This is a genomic window from Flexivirga alba (genome assembly GCF_042661025.1).
Classification (GTDB): domain Bacteria; phylum Actinomycetota; class Actinomycetes; order Actinomycetales; family Dermatophilaceae; genus Flexivirga; species Flexivirga alba.
Window position 1 is genome coordinate 2018422 of the sequence record NZ_JBHSWH010000001.1, and the last position, 18044, is coordinate 2036465.

Genomic DNA, 18044 nt, shown 5'->3' on the forward strand with positions numbered 1-18044 from the left:
TCGTTGTCGGGCGTGCCCCTCGTGGGCGGCCTCGATACCGAGCGTGGCCGCGGCGACGCATGCCGCACAGGGGCAGGTGTCCTGCCCACCCCGGGACGGTCTCCCGGGCGAAGGTGCAGACACGGTGGCCGCTCCGGGACGATGATTAGTTCCTGGAGGAAGCATGACAACAGCCATCACCCCGACCGCGCCGGCGATGCTCCGTGAGCCACGCATCGGCGCACGCTGGGTCGGCATCGCGTGCGGGCTCCCGGTCGTCATCGCCTCGGTCGCGGGAGGCGTGCTCGCGCACGGTCCGGGCGGTCGCAGCCTGGTCGGCATGATGCACGACAACGTGCTCAACAACGTGGTCAACGGGCTGGTGTTCGGGGTCGTCGCGACGCTGCTGATGTGGTTGCGTCCGGCCAACCGGGTCGGGTGGCTGCTGATGTATGTCGGAGCCGTCAACGCCGTGGCCATCCTCGGTGAGGGTTGGGTGCTCGCGTCATACAACGTGTCGTTGCCGGGCCGGACACCGATGGCGTGGCTCGGCTCCTGGATCTGGGCGCCCGCGCTATTCCTCGGTGCGACGGTCCTCCCGGCGATCTACCCGACCGGCCGGGCGACGACCCGGATGAGTCGGTGGATCGTCCGCGTGGGCTGGACGGCAAGCGTCCTGTTCGGGCTCGCGCTGTCCGGTCTGGACGACGCTTACGACGGCGTCGGACCCGGGCACCAGTTGGGCCCGAATCCGTTGACACATGGGCATTTCCAACCCGTGTTCCTCGGTGCCGCCGTGCTCGCAGTCGTTACCGCGGTGGCGTTGTCCGCAGTGACCATCGGGTGGACGATCCGCCGCCTCGCACGAGCGTCGTCCCCGGAGCGTGAGCAACTGGCCTGGCTGGTGGTGTCCGTGCTGCCGGTGATCGTCGCGGTCATCGTCGGGCCTCCGGTCGTCCTCTTCGTGGTGACGCTGCTGACGACCGTCACCCTGCTGGTTGGCGTGGTGCGCCATCAGCTCTTCGACGTCAAGCTGATCCTGCGCAGTGGGCTGCTCTACGGCGCCCTGATCGGGCTCGCTGCCGGCGCCTACTTCGCAGCGGTCGCCGCGGCAGGAGTCGTATCCCGATCCACAGCTGTCCCAACGTTCTTCGCCGCTGCCGTAGTCGCGCTCCTCGCGCGGCCGGCCTACCTCGGGCTCTCCCGCTGGATAGGCCGTTTCGTCTACGGCGACCGCGCCGACCCGGCACGCGCGCTCGGTCGGCTCGGCCCGGGGCTGGAGGGTGCGCTCGGGCCTGATCTGGACGCGGTGGTCGCGGCGGTGGCGGAGTCGCTTCGTTCGCCATACGTCGAGGTGCTCGGCGACGACGGGCGGGTGCTGGCGAGCGCCGGCCGGCCACAGGGCCACGCCGCACAAGAAGTGGCGCTCAGCCGCGACGCCGGGAGGGTCGGCACGCTGCGGGTGTGCTGGCGGACGCCGAGCGATCCTCCTTCCGGGGCGGACCGTGCGCTGATCGAGGTACTCGCGGTGCCGGTCGCCGTCGCGGTGCACGCCACTCGCCTGGCCCGTGACGTGGAGGAGTCGCGAGCGCGCGTGATCGACGTGCGGGCCGCCGAACGCAGCCGGTTGCGCGCGGACCTGCATGACGGAGTGGGACCGTCGCTGTCGGGAGCGGCGCTCGGCATCGAGGCCGCGTTGCGCAGCGACCGACCCGAGCACACCCGTGAGATTCTCGGCGTCGTCCATGGCGAGATCAAGCAACTCGTTCGCGAAATCCGTTGTCTGATAGACGATCTCGGTCCTGCCGGACTGGAGCATGGGCACTTGCCGGATGCACTGGCCGCGCACGTCGAAGCGGTCAACGCCCTGGGGGCGGTCAGGGTGGCCGTTGCCATCGACCCGCTGCCGCAAGTGGACCTTCCGATAGAGGTGGCGGTGCACCGGATCGCCACCGAGGCGATCACCAACGTGGTGCGGCACGCGTCGGCCACCTCGGCCACTCTCGCGCTGCGTTGCGACGGGTCGACCCTCGTGCTGGAGATCTGTGACGACGGTGTCGGGATGGGGTGCTCGACGCCAGGGGTCGGCAGAGTGTCCATGCACGAGCGCGCCGAGTCGGTCGGTGGCGTGCTCACCACGACGGACGAGCGTCCGCACGGCACCCGGGTGCGCGCAGCGATCCCCGTGCAGACCGGCAGTATGCCGAAAGTGCGCTATTCCGCACGATCGGCATACTCCCAGCCCCCGGAGCCGGGATGACCGGCGGCGAGCCGGTCCGGGTCGTGTTGGCGGACGACCATCCGATGTACCGCTACGGCGTCGCAGCGGTGCTCGCGTCCGAGCCACGGGTCGAGCTGGTGGGGGAGGCGACGAGCGGCCGCGAGTTGCTCGCGCTCGTCGAGCGCACCGGTCCGCAGGTCGTGGTCACCGACCTGCGGATGCCGGACCTGGACGGTGTGGCCGTCACCCGCGCACTGCAGCAGACCTCGCCGGACCTGCCGGTGCTGGTGCTGACCATGCATGACGACGACGAGAGCGTCTTCGGCGCGATGCGCGCGGGGGCCCGCGGTTATCTGCTCAAGGGGGCCGACGCCGACGAGCTGGTCGCCACGATCCTGACCGTGGCAGGCGGTGGCACGGCATTCGGGCCGTCAGTGGCTCGCCGGATCGTCGGGTTCTACCTGGAGTCCACGAGTCGTTTCGTGCAGGGAGCTTTCCCCGAGCTGACCACCCGTGAGCGCGAGGTACTCGATCTACTCGCCACGGGACACCGCAACTCCGCGATCGCGGCAGCACTCGGGCTGAGCGACAAGACAGTGCGCAACCACCTGTCGGCGATCCTGGCCAAGCTGCAGGTGTCGGATCGCTCGGCGGCGATCGTGCGCGCCAGGGAGGCGGGTCTCGGTCGCGAGCGGTGATCCCGCCGCGTGCCGTCGGTTGACGAGTCAGGCCGACACGAGGTGCGCGCGCAGCTCGTCGATGCAGTCGGCCAGATCCGGGTCGGTCGGCTCAGGGAGCGCGGCCACCGGCCACCAGCGCACGTCGTCGGACTCGTCCGAGACCGTGATCGTCGCGCCCTCGGGGGCAACGGCGGCGATGCGCAGGTCCCAGTGCGCCGTGCAGCGACCGAACGTCGCCGCCAGGTCGTGCCGATGCAGGAAGAGTGCGCCGGGCACCGGGGTCAGCCCGTTGATGCCGGACTCCTCGGCCGCCTCGCGCAGCGCCGCACCGGCCACCGTCCGGTCGCCGGCCTCGAAGTGCCCACCGGGCTGCAGCCACAGCTTCGCCTTCTTGTGCAGCACCAGCAGCACGTGGCTCCCGTCGGCGGAGAAGACCACTGCGCTGGCGGTGAAATGCTCGGGCGGGCCATCGCGCCACATCCCGTCGTCGTATGACGCAAGGTGCGCCTCGAACGCGTCACGCACCGGACCCGGCGTAGCGCCGCGCAAGACCTCAAAGGCGTTGTCTCGCAGGGAGGTTCGGGTCACTCCTTACCCTCGTCCGAATCGTTTTCATTCGAGTCGCCGTTGTCGTTGCGGTCGTCTCTGGTGTCGCCGCGTTCCGCGTCCAGCTCCGCCGTGCCCTGGGCCAGCAGTGCCTCGAGCGCGGTGTCGACGTCGTCGGGCTGCGGTGCCGCGTCGTCCGGCGACTGCCGGCGTCGGACATAGCCGCTGGGGTCGTCCAGGTCCGCGGTGGCCGGTGCGAAGTCGGGGTGCTTCCATGCGGCGTCCCGCTCTGTCGCGCCCATCGCCTTCTCGAGCTCGGTGAAGACGGTGGCCGCATCGCGCAACCGGCGCGGTCGCAACTCCAGTCCCACGAGCGAAGCGAAGACACGCTCGGCCGGACCACCGGACGCGCGGCGGCGGCGCACGGCCTCCGACAACTGCACGGTGTGCGGCAGGTGCTTGCCCGCGGCTTCGTTGGTGACCACTTCGACCCAGCCCTCGACGAGGGCGAGGAGGGTCTCCAAGTGGGCCAGGGCACGTTGTTGCGCCTCGGACGGTTCGGGGCTGAAGAGCGACCCCTGCAGAGCCTCCTGCATCGCCGCCGGATCGGAGGTGTCGGCGTCGGCCACCGCGCGCTCGATGCCCTCGCTGTCGATCGAGATGTCCCCGGCATACGACTGCACGGCGGCGATCAGTGCCGGGCCGAGCCACGGCACGGAAGCGAAGAGCCGGGCACGTGCTGCCTCGCGCACCGCGAGGTAGAGGTGCACCTCTCCGCCGTCGACCTCGAGGCCTTCGGCGAAGTCCTTGACGTTGGCCGGCAGCATCGCGACGCCGCTGGTGAGGGGGAGCCCGACCTCGGTGCCGCTGACAAGCTCGCCGGCGAGCGCACCGACGGCCTGGCCAATCTGCGCGCCGAACATGCCGGCGCTCATCCGCGCCATCATCGGCTGCATCTGGCCCATCATCGCTGCCGGGTCGATGCCCGGCGGCAGGCCCAACTCCTCGGCGTCGTGCGGGTCGAGCCGGCGCAACTGCTCGCCCATGGCCCGCTCGATCGCGCTGTTGACGCCACCGGCGACCGGCTCGACCAGCTGGCGCCACATCGGCATGGTCTGCTCGACCCACTCGGCGCGGCTTAGCGCCTTGGCGGGGCCGACCGCCGCGAACTCGGTGACCTCGTCCAGCCACAGGTTGGCGACCTGGACGACCTGCTCCACGTCGCGCACGGTCGCCGCGCCGACGCTGGAGTCGCCTGCAGCGGACACGGTCTTGCGGGCGACGTCGGTCGCCAGCTCCAGGTTGACGGGGCCGTCGACGGGCGCGGACATCATCGCCTGCAGTTGGTTCTGCAGGGCTTCCATCATCTGTGGGTCCATGCCCTGCACGCCCATTTGTTCCAGGGCGCCCGCGAGCTGGTCGTTCTCGGAGTCACCGCCGAGGATCGACCGCAACAGCGCGGACAGGTCCGGCTGCTGCGGCTCGTCGTCTCCGGAATGGTCGTCGGGGAGTTCAGGTGGGTTGTTCGACATCTCTTCTCCGTCCTTGAAGTCCATTCTGAACCAGCAAAGCGTCATTGCTGATGCCCGGATGCGGCACGCGGCGTATGCGCGCCAGAAGCGGTGAATAGGCTCTGCACTACCCAACCACGAAGCGGCCGGTGTGGTTCCGGCGCCCGGCGCGTGTTCGCTGCCAGCAGAATCAGGAGTACGACGTATGACGGTGCCAGACCCACGGGTTCGCCTTGTCGACCTGCGGGACACCGCGCTCACGGTGGAGGAGGCGCTCGCCGCGGTCAGTGACCCGGCGGCCGGCGGGGTCGCGTTGTTCGTAGGCACAGTCCGTCAGCAGGACCACGCCAAAGCCGTTGAATTGCTGGACTATTCGGCCCACCCGAGTGCGATCGACACGCTGCGCGAAGTTGCCGAGTCCGTGCTGACCGACGAGATCACCGCGCTGGCGGCGGTCCACCGCGTCGGTCGGCTGGCGATCGGCGACACCGCGGTCGTGGTCGCGGTGAGTGCGCCGCACCGCGGTGCGGCTCTCACAGTTTGCAAGGAGATGATCGACACCCTCAAAGCGCGGGTGCCGATCTGGAAGCACCAGGTGTTCCGCGACGGAAGCGACGAATGGGTCGGGCTGTAGATCGATGACAGATGCGAATGAGCAGGGCACGACGGGCGGCGTGCAGGCGCCGAACCCCGCCGTCGACCTGAAGACCGGTAACCGGATCAAGTCCAAGAACTCCATGAGCGGCCGCAACATCGGGTTGCTGATCGCAGGAGTGGTGCTGGTGATCGCGATCGCCGCGCTCAACCTGATCCACGTGCCCAAGGTCATCATGCGACCCGGTCCGGTCACCAATACCCTCGGCAAGACCGGCGACAAGCCGGTGATCGAGGTCAAGGGCGCGAAGACCTACCCGACCTCCGGCACGCTCGACTTCACCACCGTGTCGATGGCCGGTGGGCCGCAGTACCCGGTCAGTGTCATGGAGTGGTTGCGGGCCAAGTACCTCGAGAACGATGCCGAGATCTATCCCGAGGACGTGTGGTTTCCCAAGGGCGTGACCTCCCAGCAGGTGCAGCAACAGAGCACCGCGGAGATGACCAACTCGCAGCAGACCGCGGAGGTCGTCGCCATGCGTGCCGCGGGCGTCACCGTGCCGGAGTCGGTCAAGGTGGTGCAGTTGCAGCCCGGCGCCGCGGCCGAGGGCAAGCTGAAGGCCAATGACGTGCTGACCGAGCTCAACGGCCAGAAGGTCACCAGCCTCCAGTCGGTCTCGGCCGTGATGGCGAAGGTCAAGGCGGGCACGACCGTGCCGGTCACCATCAAGCGTGGTTCGCAGACCCTGCACCTGCAGGTCCCGACGAGCGCGGGGGATGGCGGTCACGCGGTCTTCGGCATCGCGATCTCACCGTCATACAAGTTTCCCTATGAGGTGAAGGTCAACGCCGGCGATGTCGGCGGGCCGTCGGCCGGCACGATGTTCACGCTGGCGATCTACGACCTGCTCACGCCGGGTGCACTGACCGGGGGCCACCAGGTCGCCGGCACCGGGACGATGAGCGAGGACGGCACGGTCGGTCCGATCGGCGGCATCCGGCAGAAGATGCTGGGCGCCAAGCGGGCCGGCGCGAAGTTCTTCCTTGCCCCCAACAGCGACTGCAGCGAAGCCAAGGGCCACGTCCCGAGCGGTCTGACCGTCATCAAGATCAACAGCCTGAAGGATGCGCTCGCAGCCCTCAAGAAGGTCGCCGCGGGCCAGACCACCGGCTTCACCGGCTGCGGCTGAGCCAGCCACGCTTCTCGCCGAGAGGACACCCGTTTGCCGACAGGACAGGGAAAACAGGCCCGATTCGGCCTGTTTTCCCTGTCCCCTCGGTCATTGCCTGTCCTTTCGGCATAGGACGTGCTGGGTCCTCAGTCGTCGAGGGTGACCTGCAGCGCGTGGACGAGGCCGGGCGCAATGTCCTTGCCGACCGCGACCTGGTCGTCGGCGTCGTGAGAACGCTGCCGCAGCAGGCAGATCGACTCTCCGTCGCGCAGCACCGCGACCAGTAGCCGCACGTCGGCACGGTCGGGGTGTGCGGCCAGGGCTTCGGCGGCCGCCTCGGCGCCGGCCGGCAGATCCTGCTCAGCCTCCGGCGGCACGACGATCCGCTCGAGTGCCAGCGCGACGCCGTCCACTTCCGCAGGCCAGGCGAGCTGCCGCAGCAGGCTCTCGACGTTCGACGTCTGCGGCAGGCCCTCCTGCTCGATCGTGCTGTATGCCGACAGATCGGCGCCGCCCAGCTGACCGGCCAGGCCGGGCTCGCGAGCCAGCAGGTCACCGTTGCGTGCGATGGCGAAGAGCCTGGGGGCTGGTCCCACCCCGCCGCCGCTACGTGCCGTTCGGTGTCGATGGCGCATTCGCCCAGCGGGCTGAGGACCTGTTTGAGCTTGGGTGTGGAGTCTTCGGACGGCATATCGCTAATGGTGTCATCACGGTGACGATGGGCCGTATTTGCCCGGCGGACAGTTCCGTTCATAAGTCCGCGGGTTAAGTTGTCCTTCAACCCTGAACCCTTGGACACGAGGCCCACGTTGACTTCTTCGGACGAGCCGGCCGACAGCGGCGAGCACGACCAGCACGCGGCCACCATGGTGCGCCGCTTCGGACCCGTCGGAGCCCGGCGGGTGATCATTCTCGTGGTGGCGATCATCGCGGTTCTGGTGCTCGCGCAGGTGTGGGCCAACGTGTGGACCACCCAGTTGTGGTTCAAGAGCATCGGCTACTCGTCGGTCTTCCGGACCGAATACCTCACCAAGGGAACGATGTTCGTCGTCGGCGCAGTGCTGACCGGCGGGCTGATCTGGGTCAGCATGTGGCTTGCCTACCGGCACCGCCCGGTCTACGCACCGGTGACTGCCGAGCTGGACAGCATGGACCGCTACCGCGAGGCCATCGAGCCCTTCCGGCGCGCGGCGTTCTGGGTGGTGCCGCTGGTCTTCGCGTTGTTCGCCGGTTCTGCTGCCATCGGCCAGTGGAAGACAGCGCTGCTCTGGCTGAACCGGCAGAGCTTCGGCACCACGGATCCGGAGTTCCACAAGGACATCGGCTTCTACGTCTTCACGCTGCCCTGGTTGCAGGTCGTCGTCGGCTTCCTGACGATGGCACTGATTCTGTCGTTGATCTCGGCCGTCGTCATGCATTACCTGTATGGCGGGATCGCGTTGCGTGACAAGGAGTTCGCACCACTGGAGCAGCGCGGGTTCATCTGTCGCTGCTGCTGGCGGTCCTGGTGCTGGTGCGTGCCGTGGCTTACTGGTTGGGCCGCTACAGCCTGACTGCGTCGGACAACTCCTTGTTCACCGGTATCGACTACACCGCACAGAACGCCACGCTCCCGGCCAAGGCGATGCTCGCCGGCGCAGCGGTGATCTGTGCGGCGTTGTTCGTCGCGACCATCTGGACCCGGACCTGGCGACTGCCGGTCGTCGGACTGGTGCTGCTGGTCGTGTGCGCCGTCGTGTTGGGCGCCATCTACCCGGCCCTGGTGGAGCGCTTCAAGGTGCGCCCGACGGAGCAGTCGCTGCAGTCGCCATACATCGCCCAGAACCTCAAGGCGACGAAGACGGCATACGGCCTCGACAAGGTGAAGGTCACGTCCTACACCCCGACCAAGTCGACCAGCGCGGGGCAGCTTGCACAGGACGCCGAGACGGTGCCGGGCATCCGCCTGGTGGACCCCTCGATCGTGTCGCCGACGTTCCGGCAACTGCAGGGGCAGCGCAACTACTACCAGTTCGGCAACACGCTGGACGTCGACCGCTACAAGGTCGACGGGAAGGTCGACGACACCGTCGTCGGCGTGCGTGAGCTCGACCTCGGCGGCGTGCCCGGGTCGCAGCGCAACTGGGTCAACGACCACACGGTCTACACACGGCTTCGGTGTCGTTGCGGCATACGGCAATGAGCGCACCGACGACGGCCAGCCGGTCTTCATGGAGTCCGACATCCCACCCGTTGGCAAGCTGGGAAGTTTCGAGCCGCGCATCTATTTCGGCGAGTCCTCGCCGCGCTTCTCGATCGTCGGCGGTCCGGCGAACGGCCCGAAGCGCGAGCTGGACTACCCGCGCACCTCCTCCGGTGGTGAGCAGCGCACGACATACACGGGGGGCGGCGGCGTCGGCGTTGGCTCCTGGAACCGCAAGCTGGCGTATGCCGTGAAGTTCCACGACCTGAACTTCCTCTTCTCCGGTGGGATCAACGCCGAGTCACGCGTGTTGGACACCCGCAACCCGGTGGACCGGGTCAAGAAGGTCGCCCCGTGGTTGACAGTCGACGGCGACCCCTACCCGGTGGTCGAAGGCGGCCACGTGCAGTGGGTCGTCGATGGTTACACCACCACCGCGAACTACCCGAACTCTGAGCTGACCTCGCTCGGCACTGCGACGTCGGATGCACTGACCTCCTCGTCGAACAACCTGCGCCAGCTGGCAGGAGGCCAGGTCAACTACATCCGCAACTCGGTCAAGGCGACGGTCGACGCCTACACCGGCAAGGTGACGATGTATTCCTGGGACGACAAGGACCCGGTGCTGAAGGCGTGGATGAGCGCGTTCCCCGGCACGGTGAAGCCGATGTCTAAGATCCCGTCCGGCCTGATGTCGCACCTGCGCTACCCGGAGGATCTCTTCAAGGTGCAGCGCGAGTTGCTCACCAAATACCACGTGACTGACGCCGGGCAGTTCTTCCAGGGCAATGACCAATGGCAGATCCCGACCGACCCGGCACGTGGCAACCGGGAGCAGCAGCCGCCCTATTACCTCTCGGTGGCGATGCCCGACCAGAAGGAGCCGACCTTCTCGCTGACCTCGACGTTCATCCCGACCGGCGACCGGCAGAATCTCGCGGCGTTCATGACGGTCGACGCGGACGCCGGGTCGACGCCGGGCAAGAAGAGCGCCGGCTACGGCACGTTCCGCATCCTGGAGATGCCGCGCAACGTCACGGTCAAGGGACCAGGACAGTTCCAGAACGACATCAACTCCTCGCAGGCGGTGTCGCCGACCACCAAGCAGACGCTGGCGCAGTTCCTGACCTACAACAAGCAGGTCGGTTCCGAGGTGCAGGAGGGCAACCTGCTCACCCTGCCGGTCGGAGGCGGGCTGCTGTATGTCGAGCCGATCTACGTGCGCGCAGCAGGCAACACGTCGTTCCCTCTGTTGAAGGCCGTCGTGGTCGGTTTCGGCGACAAGCTTGCGTGGGATACGACTCTGGACGGCGCGCTGAACGAGCTGTTCGGTGGCAATTCCGGTGCCAGTGCTGGTGATTCGGGGCAGTCTGCTCCGCCGACGAAGCCGGCGCCGTCCCCGTCGGGGTCGTCGTCTTCGACGCCGTCCAAGTCGTCCAAGACCGACAACGCCGCTCTGAAGAGCGCACTCGCGGATGCGAACAAGTGGTATTCGCAGGGCGAGACGGACCTGAAGAAGGGCGACTTCGCGGCATACGGCGAGGACCAGAAGAAGCTCAAGGCGGCCATCACGCGGGCCATCGAGGCGCAGGGTGGCACGGCCCCGTCGAGCTCCTCGTCGCCCGCGCCGAAGTCGACCAAGTGATCCGCTGCGGCCGATTTGGCGCTCCGGCCACTGTCGCGTAGTGTTGCATTCACCGACGCGGGGTGGAGCAGCTCGGTAGCTCGCCGGGCTCATAACCCGGAGGTCGCAGGTTCAAATCCTGCCCCCGCTACTTGTGAAGTAGCAGCAAAGCGCCTCGGATTCTTCGGAGTCCGAGGCGCTTTCGTCATACCCGCGTGGTTGCGTGGATCAGGCGAGCACGATCTGCTCCGGATCGATCTGCGCGGCCCGCCAGACGATATCGGCGGAGTCGGCGATCCAGACCGGTGCCGCCGCGGCGGCCGCCATGAGGACGCCGATTTCCGCGATCCATCGCGCTGATCGAGACTCGATCAGGACGGCCGACATCGACGCGGGATCAGCCAGTGGGCCATCACCCTCCCAGCCCTCCCAGGCAGCGGGCGGGTTCTCGGTCGGGTAGATGTTGGTCAGCGGAGCCGATGCCCCGTCGCAGTGCAGAGTGTCTCCCGTATCGATGGCCCGTCAGGACAATCACGGAACGTGGCATGGATGCAGCCTTGCAGAGATCGCTGCAAGGCCCGGGAATATACCCATGGGGGGTATGCGTTCGCCATACCCGACAGGCAACCGACGGATGACGGAGACGCCGATGAGCGACGAGCACGAACATCAGCACGAGATGCCCGCGACCCACGAACACCAGATGGGCTCAAGCCTGTCGATGGCTGTCGCCGCGACGCTGCACTGCCTCACCGGGTGTGCGATCGGTGAGATCGCCGGGTTGATGATCGCCACCGCAGCCGGGCTCGGCAACGGCTGGTCGGTCGTCATCTCGATCGGACTGTCCTTCCTCTTCGGTTACTCGCTGTCCACTCTCCCGTTGGTCAAGGTCGGGGTCGCACCCCTGGCGGCGCTGAGTGTCGTACTCGCGGCGGACACGTTGTCGATCGCGGCGATGGAAGTGACCGACAACCTCGTCATGGTGCTGGTGCCCGGTGCGATGAACGCCGGGCTGGTCAACGTCGTCTTCTGGGTCGGCATGATGATCTCCCTGACCGCCGCGTTCCTCGTTGCGGTGCCGGTGAATCGGTGGCTACTCAGCCGCGGCAAGGGACACGCGCTCACGCACGAATTCCACGGTATGGCGGCCGCGGAGTCCGGCTGGCGGCGGTGGCTGCCGAGTCTTCCCACGGGTGCGTTGGTCTCCGTGCTCATCGCCTTCATGCTCGGCGGGTTGGTCGTCTCGATCGCCGACGAAGCAGGCTGGCAGCACAGCTCGTCCGCGGCTGCGACCACCCGTCCGGCTCAGGACAACCCGGCGGCTTTGGCGTTGAGATAGTTCTGCTCGGGGATGGAGTCGGTCAGCGCCGCCGCTCGGCGGAACGCGTCCGCGGCACCCGGCCGGCGCAAGCGTTCCAGCAGATGGGCTTGGGCGGCGATCACCCGGTGATCGCGCGGACGAGCGTCGGCGAGCGGCTCGAGCGCGGCCAGCCCTGCCTCGGCACCGTCCACCTCGCTCAACGCGATCGCGGCGCCGAGCTCGGCGGCCGGGTTCGGGCCCAGCGCAAGCAGCATCCGGTAGAGCTCGAGGATCTGCGGCCAGTCGGTGTCGGCGAAGTCGGGCGCCGTGGCGTGGACGGCGGCGATGGCGGCCTGGAGTTGGAACGGCCCGACCGGCCCGCGGGGGAGCGCTTCTTCGACCAGGCCGACTGCGCGCTCGATCTGGGCGTGGTCCCACCGTGTGCGATCTTGCTCCGCGAGCGGGACGAGTCGGTGCTCGATCACTCGGGTGGTCGCGCGAGCGTCGCCCAGCAGCATCAGCGCGAGGAGTCCGGTGGTCTCGGGGTCGCGTGGCAGCGCGCGGTGCAATCGCTCGGTCAGCCGGATCGCGTCCTGGGTCAGCGCCGTGTCCAGGACACGCGGGCCAGCGGGAAGGGACGAACCGGTGGTGAAGATCAGGTGCAGCACGGTCCGGACCGCGTGCAACCGCGCTGGCAGCTCGGCGGCAGGAACCGGCCCGAACCGAGCCTTCGCCGTCCGCAGGCTCGACTTCGCACGGCTGATCCGTTGTGCCGCAGTCGTTTCCGGGACCAGCAGACCGGCTGCGATCTGTCCGGTCGTCAGGCCGGCAACGGCGCGCAACGTGAGCGCAACGGCCGACGTTGTGCTCAGAGTGGGGTGGCAGCACAGCACCAGCATCTGGAGCGAGTCGTCGTGATCGCTCACGTGCTGGCTCCAGGTCGCGCGTTCTTCCTCAGCCCGCAGCTCGCGCTGCGGGCGCGCCGCGGCCGAACGCTGCGCGTCGATGAGACGCCGGGACGCGACCCGGATCAGCCAGCCGCGCGGATTTGCCGGCGGGCCATCGGCGGGCCACTGTATGGCGGCAGCCGTTAGCGCTTCCTGCGCGGCGTCCTCACAGTCCTCCAGCGTGGCGCCGCGGCGCTGCAGGGCGGCAAGGACGTGTGGCGCCTCGCGGCGCCATACGCCCTCGACACTGCCTTCCATGGTCAGCGGCGCTCAGGCCTCGCAACCGGGCTGCATCGTCGGTCGCAGCTCGACCGTGTCACCGGGGCAGGAGAACACCTCGGCGATCTGCCGGGCCCGCGCCTCCGAAGCGACGTCGATGAGGAAGAACCCGGCAAGGTGTTCCTTGCTCTCGGAGTAGGGGCCGTCGGCGACGACGGGCTTGCCGTCATACGCGAAGATCGCGGAAGCTGCCGGATCGCCGAGCGCGCACCCGTAGACGATCTCGCCGTTGGCGTCGGCTTCGCCGAAGACCTTGTCCCATCGGGCGCCGAGTTCGTCCTGCTTCTGCTGGGGTTGCGCCTGGTACTCCGCCGTGTGAGCGCTCGTCGGGTGCCCCCAGGGCTGGGGGTTGGAGTGGATCAGAATCACGAACTTCATGCGAGAACTCCTCGTGTCGGTACCGGCCGTGGATCGGCCCCATCACCCGAACGTCGGAGCCGTCGCTCCGGACTCGACATTCTTCCAGGGGCGCGCTCGACGTTGTCTTCGCCACGGCGTCCAGCTGTTGTATGTCGCAGCTCAGTGTGTCCAGGGACCGAGCTTCTCCGGGTTGCGGATCGCCCAGATCCGGCGGATCACCTCGCCGACGATCTCGAAGGCGTAGATGCTGACCGTCCGGCCGTCGGCGTCCACGGCGATCATTCCCGGCTGCCCGTTGACCGACCGTTGGTGGAGGGTCATTTCGCCGATCCGGTCGGCGAGCTGCAGCCACACCTCGATGACCGCGTCCCGGCCTTCGAGCGGGTCCCGGAAGGCAACGGCACGACCACCGCTGTCCGCCGTGGCGACCACGCTGGGGTCGAGTAACTCGACCAGGGAGTCGATGTCCTTCGGGCGCCAGGCCGCCTCGAAGCGTCGGACCACATCGGCCTGTCGGGCCGTGGGGACCGCATCCGCGCCGGCTGCGCGGACCCGTCCACGTGCCGAGGAGGCCAGCTGCCGACAGGCGCCCGTGCTGCGGCCGACGATCTCGGCGATCTCCGCGAAGCGGTAGCCGAAGACGTCGTGCAGGATGAACGCCACTCGTTCCGCCGGGGTCATCGACTCCATGACGACCATCAGCGCCATACTCACCGACTCGTCGAGCGTGACGCGGTCTGCCGGGTCCGTCGTCACGTCGTCGGAGCCTGGCTTTGCTGCTCCACCCGGCCCCGGTAGCGGTTCGGGGATCCACTCCCCGACATACATCTCTCGTCGTGCCCGCGCGGAGGTCAGCAGGTTCAGGCAGATGCGACTGGTCACGGTCGTGAGCCAGGCACCCGGGTTCTCGATCGCGGCCTGCTCCGACGCCGTCATCGCGTACCAGCGGGTGTAGGCATCCTGCACCATGTCCTCGGCCTCGACGAGTGAGCCCAGCAGCCGGTAGCCGACGTTCAGCAGGTTGCGGCGTTCGTCCATGACCGAACGCGCTTCGTCCGCATCCGGATCGATCTCTGTGCCCACGGTGTCAGCCTCCTGGTCAGGGTCCTCTCTTATTCGACACGACTCGACGCCGAAACGTCAGGTCTGCCGGCATACCTGACATTTCTTGGCGCTGCGATGTCGGAGTTCACATCAACCGTTTCCCTGAGAGGACAAGCCAGTGCGAGACCTGCAACAAGTCGCCGACCGTGTCGAAATCGAAGCGTTACGAGCCGAATTCACCGATGCGGTGATGATGGCCGAGCCGGCGCGGATCGCGGCGCTCTTCACCGATGACGGCGTGCTGCGAATGCCCGATGTCCCTGTCGAGTTCATCGGGCCGGAGATCCGCGAGGGCTGCGAACGACTGCAGGCAGCGTGGGACTTCTTCGTCCAGACCAGCCTGGCGGGACGGTCCGATTCGGCGGCGACGACACCGCCTCGGGACGCACCTACCTGCACGAGCTCGCGCGGCTCAAGGACGGTCGGGAAGGACAGAACTACGGCGTCTACCACGACCAGTACCGGCGTACGGCGGACGGCTGGCGATTCGCCGAGCGCGTCTACGAGGTGCGCTACTTCGACGCATCGCCCCTGGGCGGCGTGTCTGTTGCCGCCGGTGCCGTTGCCGCACAACAGTTTTCGAGTTGAGGAGTGATTGCGTTGTACGACACGATCGTTTGGATCATTGAAGCCCTGCTGGCGGCCTTCTTCCTGGCGGCAGGGGTGCCGAAGCTGCTCGGCGCGGTCTCGGACCGGTGGGCCGGCTTCGATCAGTTGCCACGCGGTATGACGGTGCTCATCGGTGCCTCCGAAGTCGCTGCGGGCATCGGTCTCGTGGCACCGCTGGTGTTCGACACCGCGCAGTGGCTGACCCCGCTTGCCGGCCTCGGCATCGCGGTGATCTCGTTGATGGCCAGCGGTTTTCACGTCCGGCAGCAGGAGTGGCTCGCGGCGCTGGAAACGGCCTTGTGGGCGGCGCTTGCCGGTGCCGTGGTCGCGGCCAGGTGGGGCGAGTTCGCCGGTGGTCCGGCGCTCTCCCGCCACGAGGTGCTGCCGACGGTCTTGATCGTCCTGCTGCTTGCCGTGATCGCGAACTTGATGGTGCTTTCGCGTGCCGCGGTGGAGGAGAAGACGCCGGCCGGGCTGGACGTCGTCGCCGAGCCGGGTGAGGCGGTGCACTGAGCAACTGCGATGCTGAGGACTGAGCACCCCGGCGACCGCGAAAGGTCTTGTGATGGAGCAACCGACGAAGACTGAGCGGTATGACGTGGCGGCCGTGCGCGAGCACTTTCCGTCGCTGCGCAGCGGGCGAGCCCACTTCGATGCACCGGGCGGCACGCAGACTCCCGAGCCGGTAGCCCGGGCGGTGTATGACGCGCTGACCGCGCCGCTGTCCAACCGTGGCAGCCGGTCCCAGGCCGAGCGCAACGCGGACGAGATCGTGCTCGGCGCGCGGGCCGCGATAGGTGATCTGCTCGGCGTCGATCCGGGCACGGTCGCGTTCGGCCGCAGTGCCACCGCACTGACCTTCGAGATGGCGCGGACGCTATCGGAGGAGTGGCGGGTCGGGGACGAGATCATCCTCAGCCGGCTCGACCACGACGCCAATGTCGGCCCGTGGCTGCTCGCCGCGGAGCGGACCGGGGTGCAGGTGCGGTGGGCCGACTTCGACCCGGCCACCGGCGAGCTGGATCTCGCGTTGCTCACCGATCAGCTGTCGCCGCGGACCCGTCTGGTGGCACTGACCGCGGCGTCGAACCTCATTGGTACTCAACCGGATATCGCTGCTGTTGCGGAAGCTGTGCACCGCACACGCGCACTGCTGTATGTCGACGGGGTCCACCACACCGCACACGATTTCGTCGACGTTCCGTCGCTCGGGGCGGATCTCTACGTCTGTTCGCCATACAAGTTCCTGGGACCGCACTGTGGTGTGCTCACCGGCCGAGCGGAGTTGTTGCAGGAGTTCCGGCCGGACAAGCTGCGCCCGTCGACCGACGACGTGCCCGAGCGCTTCGAATTGGGCACTCTCCCATATGAATTGCTCGCCGGCACTACTGCGGCCGTCGACTTCCTTGCCGGCCTTGTGCCGGCCGGCGGGAGCCGCCGGGAGCGGTTACGTGGCTCGCTGCAGGCGCTCGGCGAGCACGAGGACGCGTTGCGTGAGCGACTGGAAGCCGGCCTGGCGCAGCTGCCACAGGTGACGGTGCACTCCCGCGCGTCCCGGCGCACACCGACACTCTTCATGACCTTCGCCGATCGGGCGGCTGAAGAAGTGTCGGACTATCTGGAGACCGACGGGATCAACGCACCGGCCGGGACGTTCTACGCCTACGAGCCGGCCCGCAGGTTGGGCGTTGCCAGCGGGTTGCGGATTGGCCTTGCGCCATACAGCACACAGGACGACGTCGACCGGTTCATCGTGTCGCTCGGCAATTGCTTGCGCGGGGATCAGCTCTGAGGCTCACGCCGGTCAGACGAATCGCGCCGGGTCGGTGAACGAGGGCGCAGTCGTGGGGTCACCGGTGATCGCGAGGTCGGCTGCGATCGAGCCATACCCGCTGGCCATTTTGAAGCCCAGACCGTTGAAGCCGGTGGCGAGCACGATGCGCTGAGATCCCGGTGCGAAGCCGAGCAGTGGGGACCCGTCGGTGGTGAAGAGATCCGGATAGGTGTCGGCCCGCACGACGTACGGGATCAGGCCGGGGAGGTAGCTTGCCGCCGCGTGCCGTACCTCCTCCATCTCGGCTGTGGTCGGCACCCGAACCAGGTCGGAGGGGTCGTCGGTGCGTGTCGCGCGCCCGTCGAGACTCGCCTTGACCGTTGCTCCGTCCAGCGACGGCGCGCCATACATCGAGGTGCCACGCGCGATCCGGATGAAGATCGGGAAGACGTCGGGAGCGAAGTCCGCCGCGTTCTTCGCTTCGAACCAAGTGAGCAGGACCCGGGTCGGGTAGACCTTGTCGGCAACCGGAGCCGGGAGCAGCGATCCGGCCCAGGCGCCGCCGGTGACGATGACCCGATCCACTGTCCAGACCCGGTCGCCGGCGGTGATGCGGACATGGTCGTCGACCTCGGTCACCGAGGTGACCTGTGTGTCGGTGAGGACCGTCGCCCCGCGACGGCCCGCGCAGTCCAGCGCCGACAGCACCGCCGTGTCGGTCTTGAGGTATCCGGAGTGCGGGTCCCACACCGCGACTTCGTCGGAGTCCAGGTCGTGCTGCGGGTAGCGATCGGCCATCTCGTCCCGGCCGAGGACACGGTGCTCCGCGCCGCACGCATTGATCGAGTCCAGCAGGGCCGGGATGTAGTCGCCGTCCCTATGTCCGATCGACAGTCCGCCGCACCGGCCGAGCACCGAGCGGCCAGACTCCTCCTCGAGGTCACCCCACAGCTGCAGGGACCGTTGCAGGATCGGGTAGTACGGGGCGGTGCCGCGATAGACCATGCGGAACAAGCGGGAGTCACCGCCGACGGCACTGCGCGGATGAGCCGGGGTCTGCGCTTCGAAACCGAGGACCGACGAGTCGTGCAGGCTGGCCTGCCACATCGCCATACTGCCGATGCTGCCGGTGCCGATCACGCCGATATGTGCGTCCGTCACA

17 protein-coding genes, 1 tRNA gene and 1 pseudogene are annotated in these 18044 nt (G+C 68.0%); 11 read left to right on the forward strand and 8 right to left on the reverse strand.

Annotated elements, in window-relative coordinates; genetic code table 11:
* The first annotated feature begins 163 nt into the window (after positions 1-163).
* Together ACFQDH_RS09990 and ACFQDH_RS09995 are read left to right on the forward strand one after the other, a co-directional pair.
* Positions 164-2239 carry a sensor histidine kinase gene (locus tag ACFQDH_RS09990; protein ID WP_382400856.1) on the forward strand — a complete coding sequence of 692 codons (2076 nt, stop codon included), beginning with the start codon at positions 164-166 and terminating at the stop codon, positions 2237-2239.
* Positions 2236-2898 (forward strand): response regulator transcription factor, encoded by a 663-nt coding sequence (locus ACFQDH_RS09995; RefSeq protein WP_382400858.1) that lies wholly within the window; start codon positions 2236-2238, stop codon positions 2896-2898. Before ACFQDH_RS09990 ends, ACFQDH_RS09995 begins: the two co-directional genes overlap by 4 nt.
* 27 nt (positions 2899-2925) lie before the next feature.
* On the opposite strand, the gene ACFQDH_RS10000 is transcribed toward ACFQDH_RS09995, so the two are convergent.
* Positions 2926-3468 (reverse strand): NUDIX hydrolase, encoded by a 543-nt coding sequence (locus ACFQDH_RS10000; RefSeq protein WP_382400860.1) that lies wholly within the window; start codon positions 3466-3468, stop codon positions 2926-2928.
* Complete coding sequence (locus ACFQDH_RS10005; RefSeq protein ID WP_382400862.1) at positions 3465-4958, reverse strand: zinc-dependent metalloprotease; 1494 nt, start codon at positions 4956-4958, stop codon at positions 3465-3467. The genes ACFQDH_RS10000 and ACFQDH_RS10005 overlap by 4 nt, the downstream gene beginning before the upstream one ends.
* 184 nt (positions 4959-5142) lie before the next feature.
* Between ACFQDH_RS10005 and ACFQDH_RS10010 the strand changes: the two genes are divergently transcribed.
* A complete protein-coding gene (locus ACFQDH_RS10010; RefSeq protein WP_382400864.1) occupies positions 5143-5571 on the forward strand; it encodes a molybdenum cofactor biosynthesis protein MoaE in 429 nt (142 codons plus the stop codon).
* Positions 5572-5575: 4 nt separating this feature from the next.
* A complete protein-coding gene (locus ACFQDH_RS10015) occupies positions 5576-6721 on the forward strand; it encodes a YlbL family protein (protein WP_382400866.1) in 1146 nt (381 codons plus the stop codon).
* Between the two features lie 128 nt (positions 6722-6849).
* Here ACFQDH_RS10015 and ACFQDH_RS10020 read toward each other — a convergent pair whose 3' ends face one another.
* Complete coding sequence (locus ACFQDH_RS10020) at positions 6850-7299, reverse strand: PPA1309 family protein (protein ID WP_382400868.1); 450 nt, start codon at positions 7297-7299, stop codon at positions 6850-6852.
* Positions 7300-7512: 213 nt separating this feature from the next.
* On the opposite strand from ACFQDH_RS10020, the gene ACFQDH_RS10025 reads away from it, so the two are divergent.
* The 3 genes and pseudogenes from ACFQDH_RS10025 to ACFQDH_RS10035 all read left to right on the forward strand — a co-directional run bounded on the left by ACFQDH_RS10025 (position 7513) and on the right by ACFQDH_RS10035 (position 10660).
* Positions 7513-8256 carry a UPF0182 family protein gene (locus ACFQDH_RS10025; protein ID WP_382400870.1) on the forward strand — a complete coding sequence of 248 codons (744 nt, stop codon included), beginning with the start codon at positions 7513-7515 and terminating at the stop codon, positions 8254-8256.
* A pseudogene (locus ACFQDH_RS10030) lies at positions 8217-10530 on the forward strand (UPF0182 family membrane protein). Before ACFQDH_RS10025 ends, ACFQDH_RS10030 begins: the two are co-directional and overlap by 40 nt.
* A 56-nt stretch (positions 10531-10586) precedes the next feature.
* A tRNA-Met gene (locus ACFQDH_RS10035) sits at positions 10587-10660 on the forward strand.
* A gap of 77 nt (positions 10661-10737) precedes the next feature.
* Here ACFQDH_RS10035 and ACFQDH_RS10040 read toward each other — a convergent pair.
* A complete protein-coding gene (locus ACFQDH_RS10040; protein ID WP_382400872.1) occupies positions 10738-10896 on the reverse strand; it encodes a hypothetical protein in 159 nt (52 codons plus the stop codon).
* A gap of 262 nt (positions 10897-11158) precedes the next feature.
* Between ACFQDH_RS10040 and ACFQDH_RS10045 the strand changes: the two genes are divergently transcribed.
* Entirely contained in the window at positions 11159-11848 is a 690-nt protein-coding gene (locus tag ACFQDH_RS10045; RefSeq protein ID WP_382400874.1) for a DUF4396 domain-containing protein, read from the forward strand.
* On the opposite strand, the gene ACFQDH_RS10050 is transcribed toward ACFQDH_RS10045, so the two are convergent.
* The 3 genes from ACFQDH_RS10050 to sigJ all read right to left on the reverse strand — a co-directional run bounded on the left by ACFQDH_RS10050 (position 11815) and on the right by sigJ (position 14478).
* Entirely contained in the window at positions 11815-13014 is a 1200-nt protein-coding gene (locus ACFQDH_RS10050; protein WP_382400876.1) for an RNA polymerase sigma factor, read from the reverse strand. The genes ACFQDH_RS10045 and ACFQDH_RS10050 overlap by 34 nt on opposite strands.
* Before the next feature lie 12 nt (positions 13015-13026).
* A complete protein-coding gene (locus tag ACFQDH_RS10055) occupies positions 13027-13413 on the reverse strand; it encodes a YciI family protein (RefSeq protein ID WP_382400878.1) in 387 nt (128 codons plus the stop codon).
* A gap of 141 nt (positions 13414-13554) precedes the next feature.
* Positions 13555-14478 (reverse strand): RNA polymerase sigma factor SigJ, encoded by a 924-nt coding sequence (sigJ, locus tag ACFQDH_RS10060; protein WP_382400880.1) that lies wholly within the window; start codon positions 14476-14478, stop codon positions 13555-13557.
* 336 nt (positions 14479-14814) lie between these two features.
* Between sigJ and ACFQDH_RS10065 the strand changes: the two genes are divergently transcribed.
* The 3 genes from ACFQDH_RS10065 to ACFQDH_RS10075 are packed head-to-tail and all read left to right on the forward strand — an operon-like array spanning position 14815 to position 16900.
* Positions 14815-15087 carry a nuclear transport factor 2 family protein gene (locus ACFQDH_RS10065; RefSeq protein WP_382400882.1) on the forward strand — a complete coding sequence of 91 codons (273 nt, stop codon included), beginning with the start codon at positions 14815-14817 and terminating at the stop codon, positions 15085-15087.
* A 12-nt stretch (positions 15088-15099) separates the two neighbouring features.
* The gene (locus ACFQDH_RS10070) at positions 15100-15621 is read left to right on the forward strand and encodes a DoxX family protein (RefSeq protein WP_382400884.1); all 522 of its coding nucleotides are present in this window, start codon (positions 15100-15102) and stop codon (positions 15619-15621) included.
* A 52-nt stretch (positions 15622-15673) separates the two neighbouring features.
* Positions 15674-16900, forward strand: coding sequence for a cysteine desulfurase-like protein (locus ACFQDH_RS10075; RefSeq protein WP_382400886.1), 1227 nt, complete (start codon positions 15674-15676; stop codon positions 16898-16900).
* Positions 16901-16912: 12 nt separating this feature from the next.
* On the opposite strand, the gene ACFQDH_RS10080 is transcribed toward ACFQDH_RS10075, so the two are convergent.
* On the reverse strand, positions 16913-18043 hold the full coding sequence (locus ACFQDH_RS10080) for an FAD-dependent oxidoreductase (RefSeq protein WP_382400888.1): 1131 nt from the start codon (positions 18041-18043) through the stop codon (positions 16913-16915).
* Between the last annotated feature and the right edge of the window lies 1 nt (position 18044).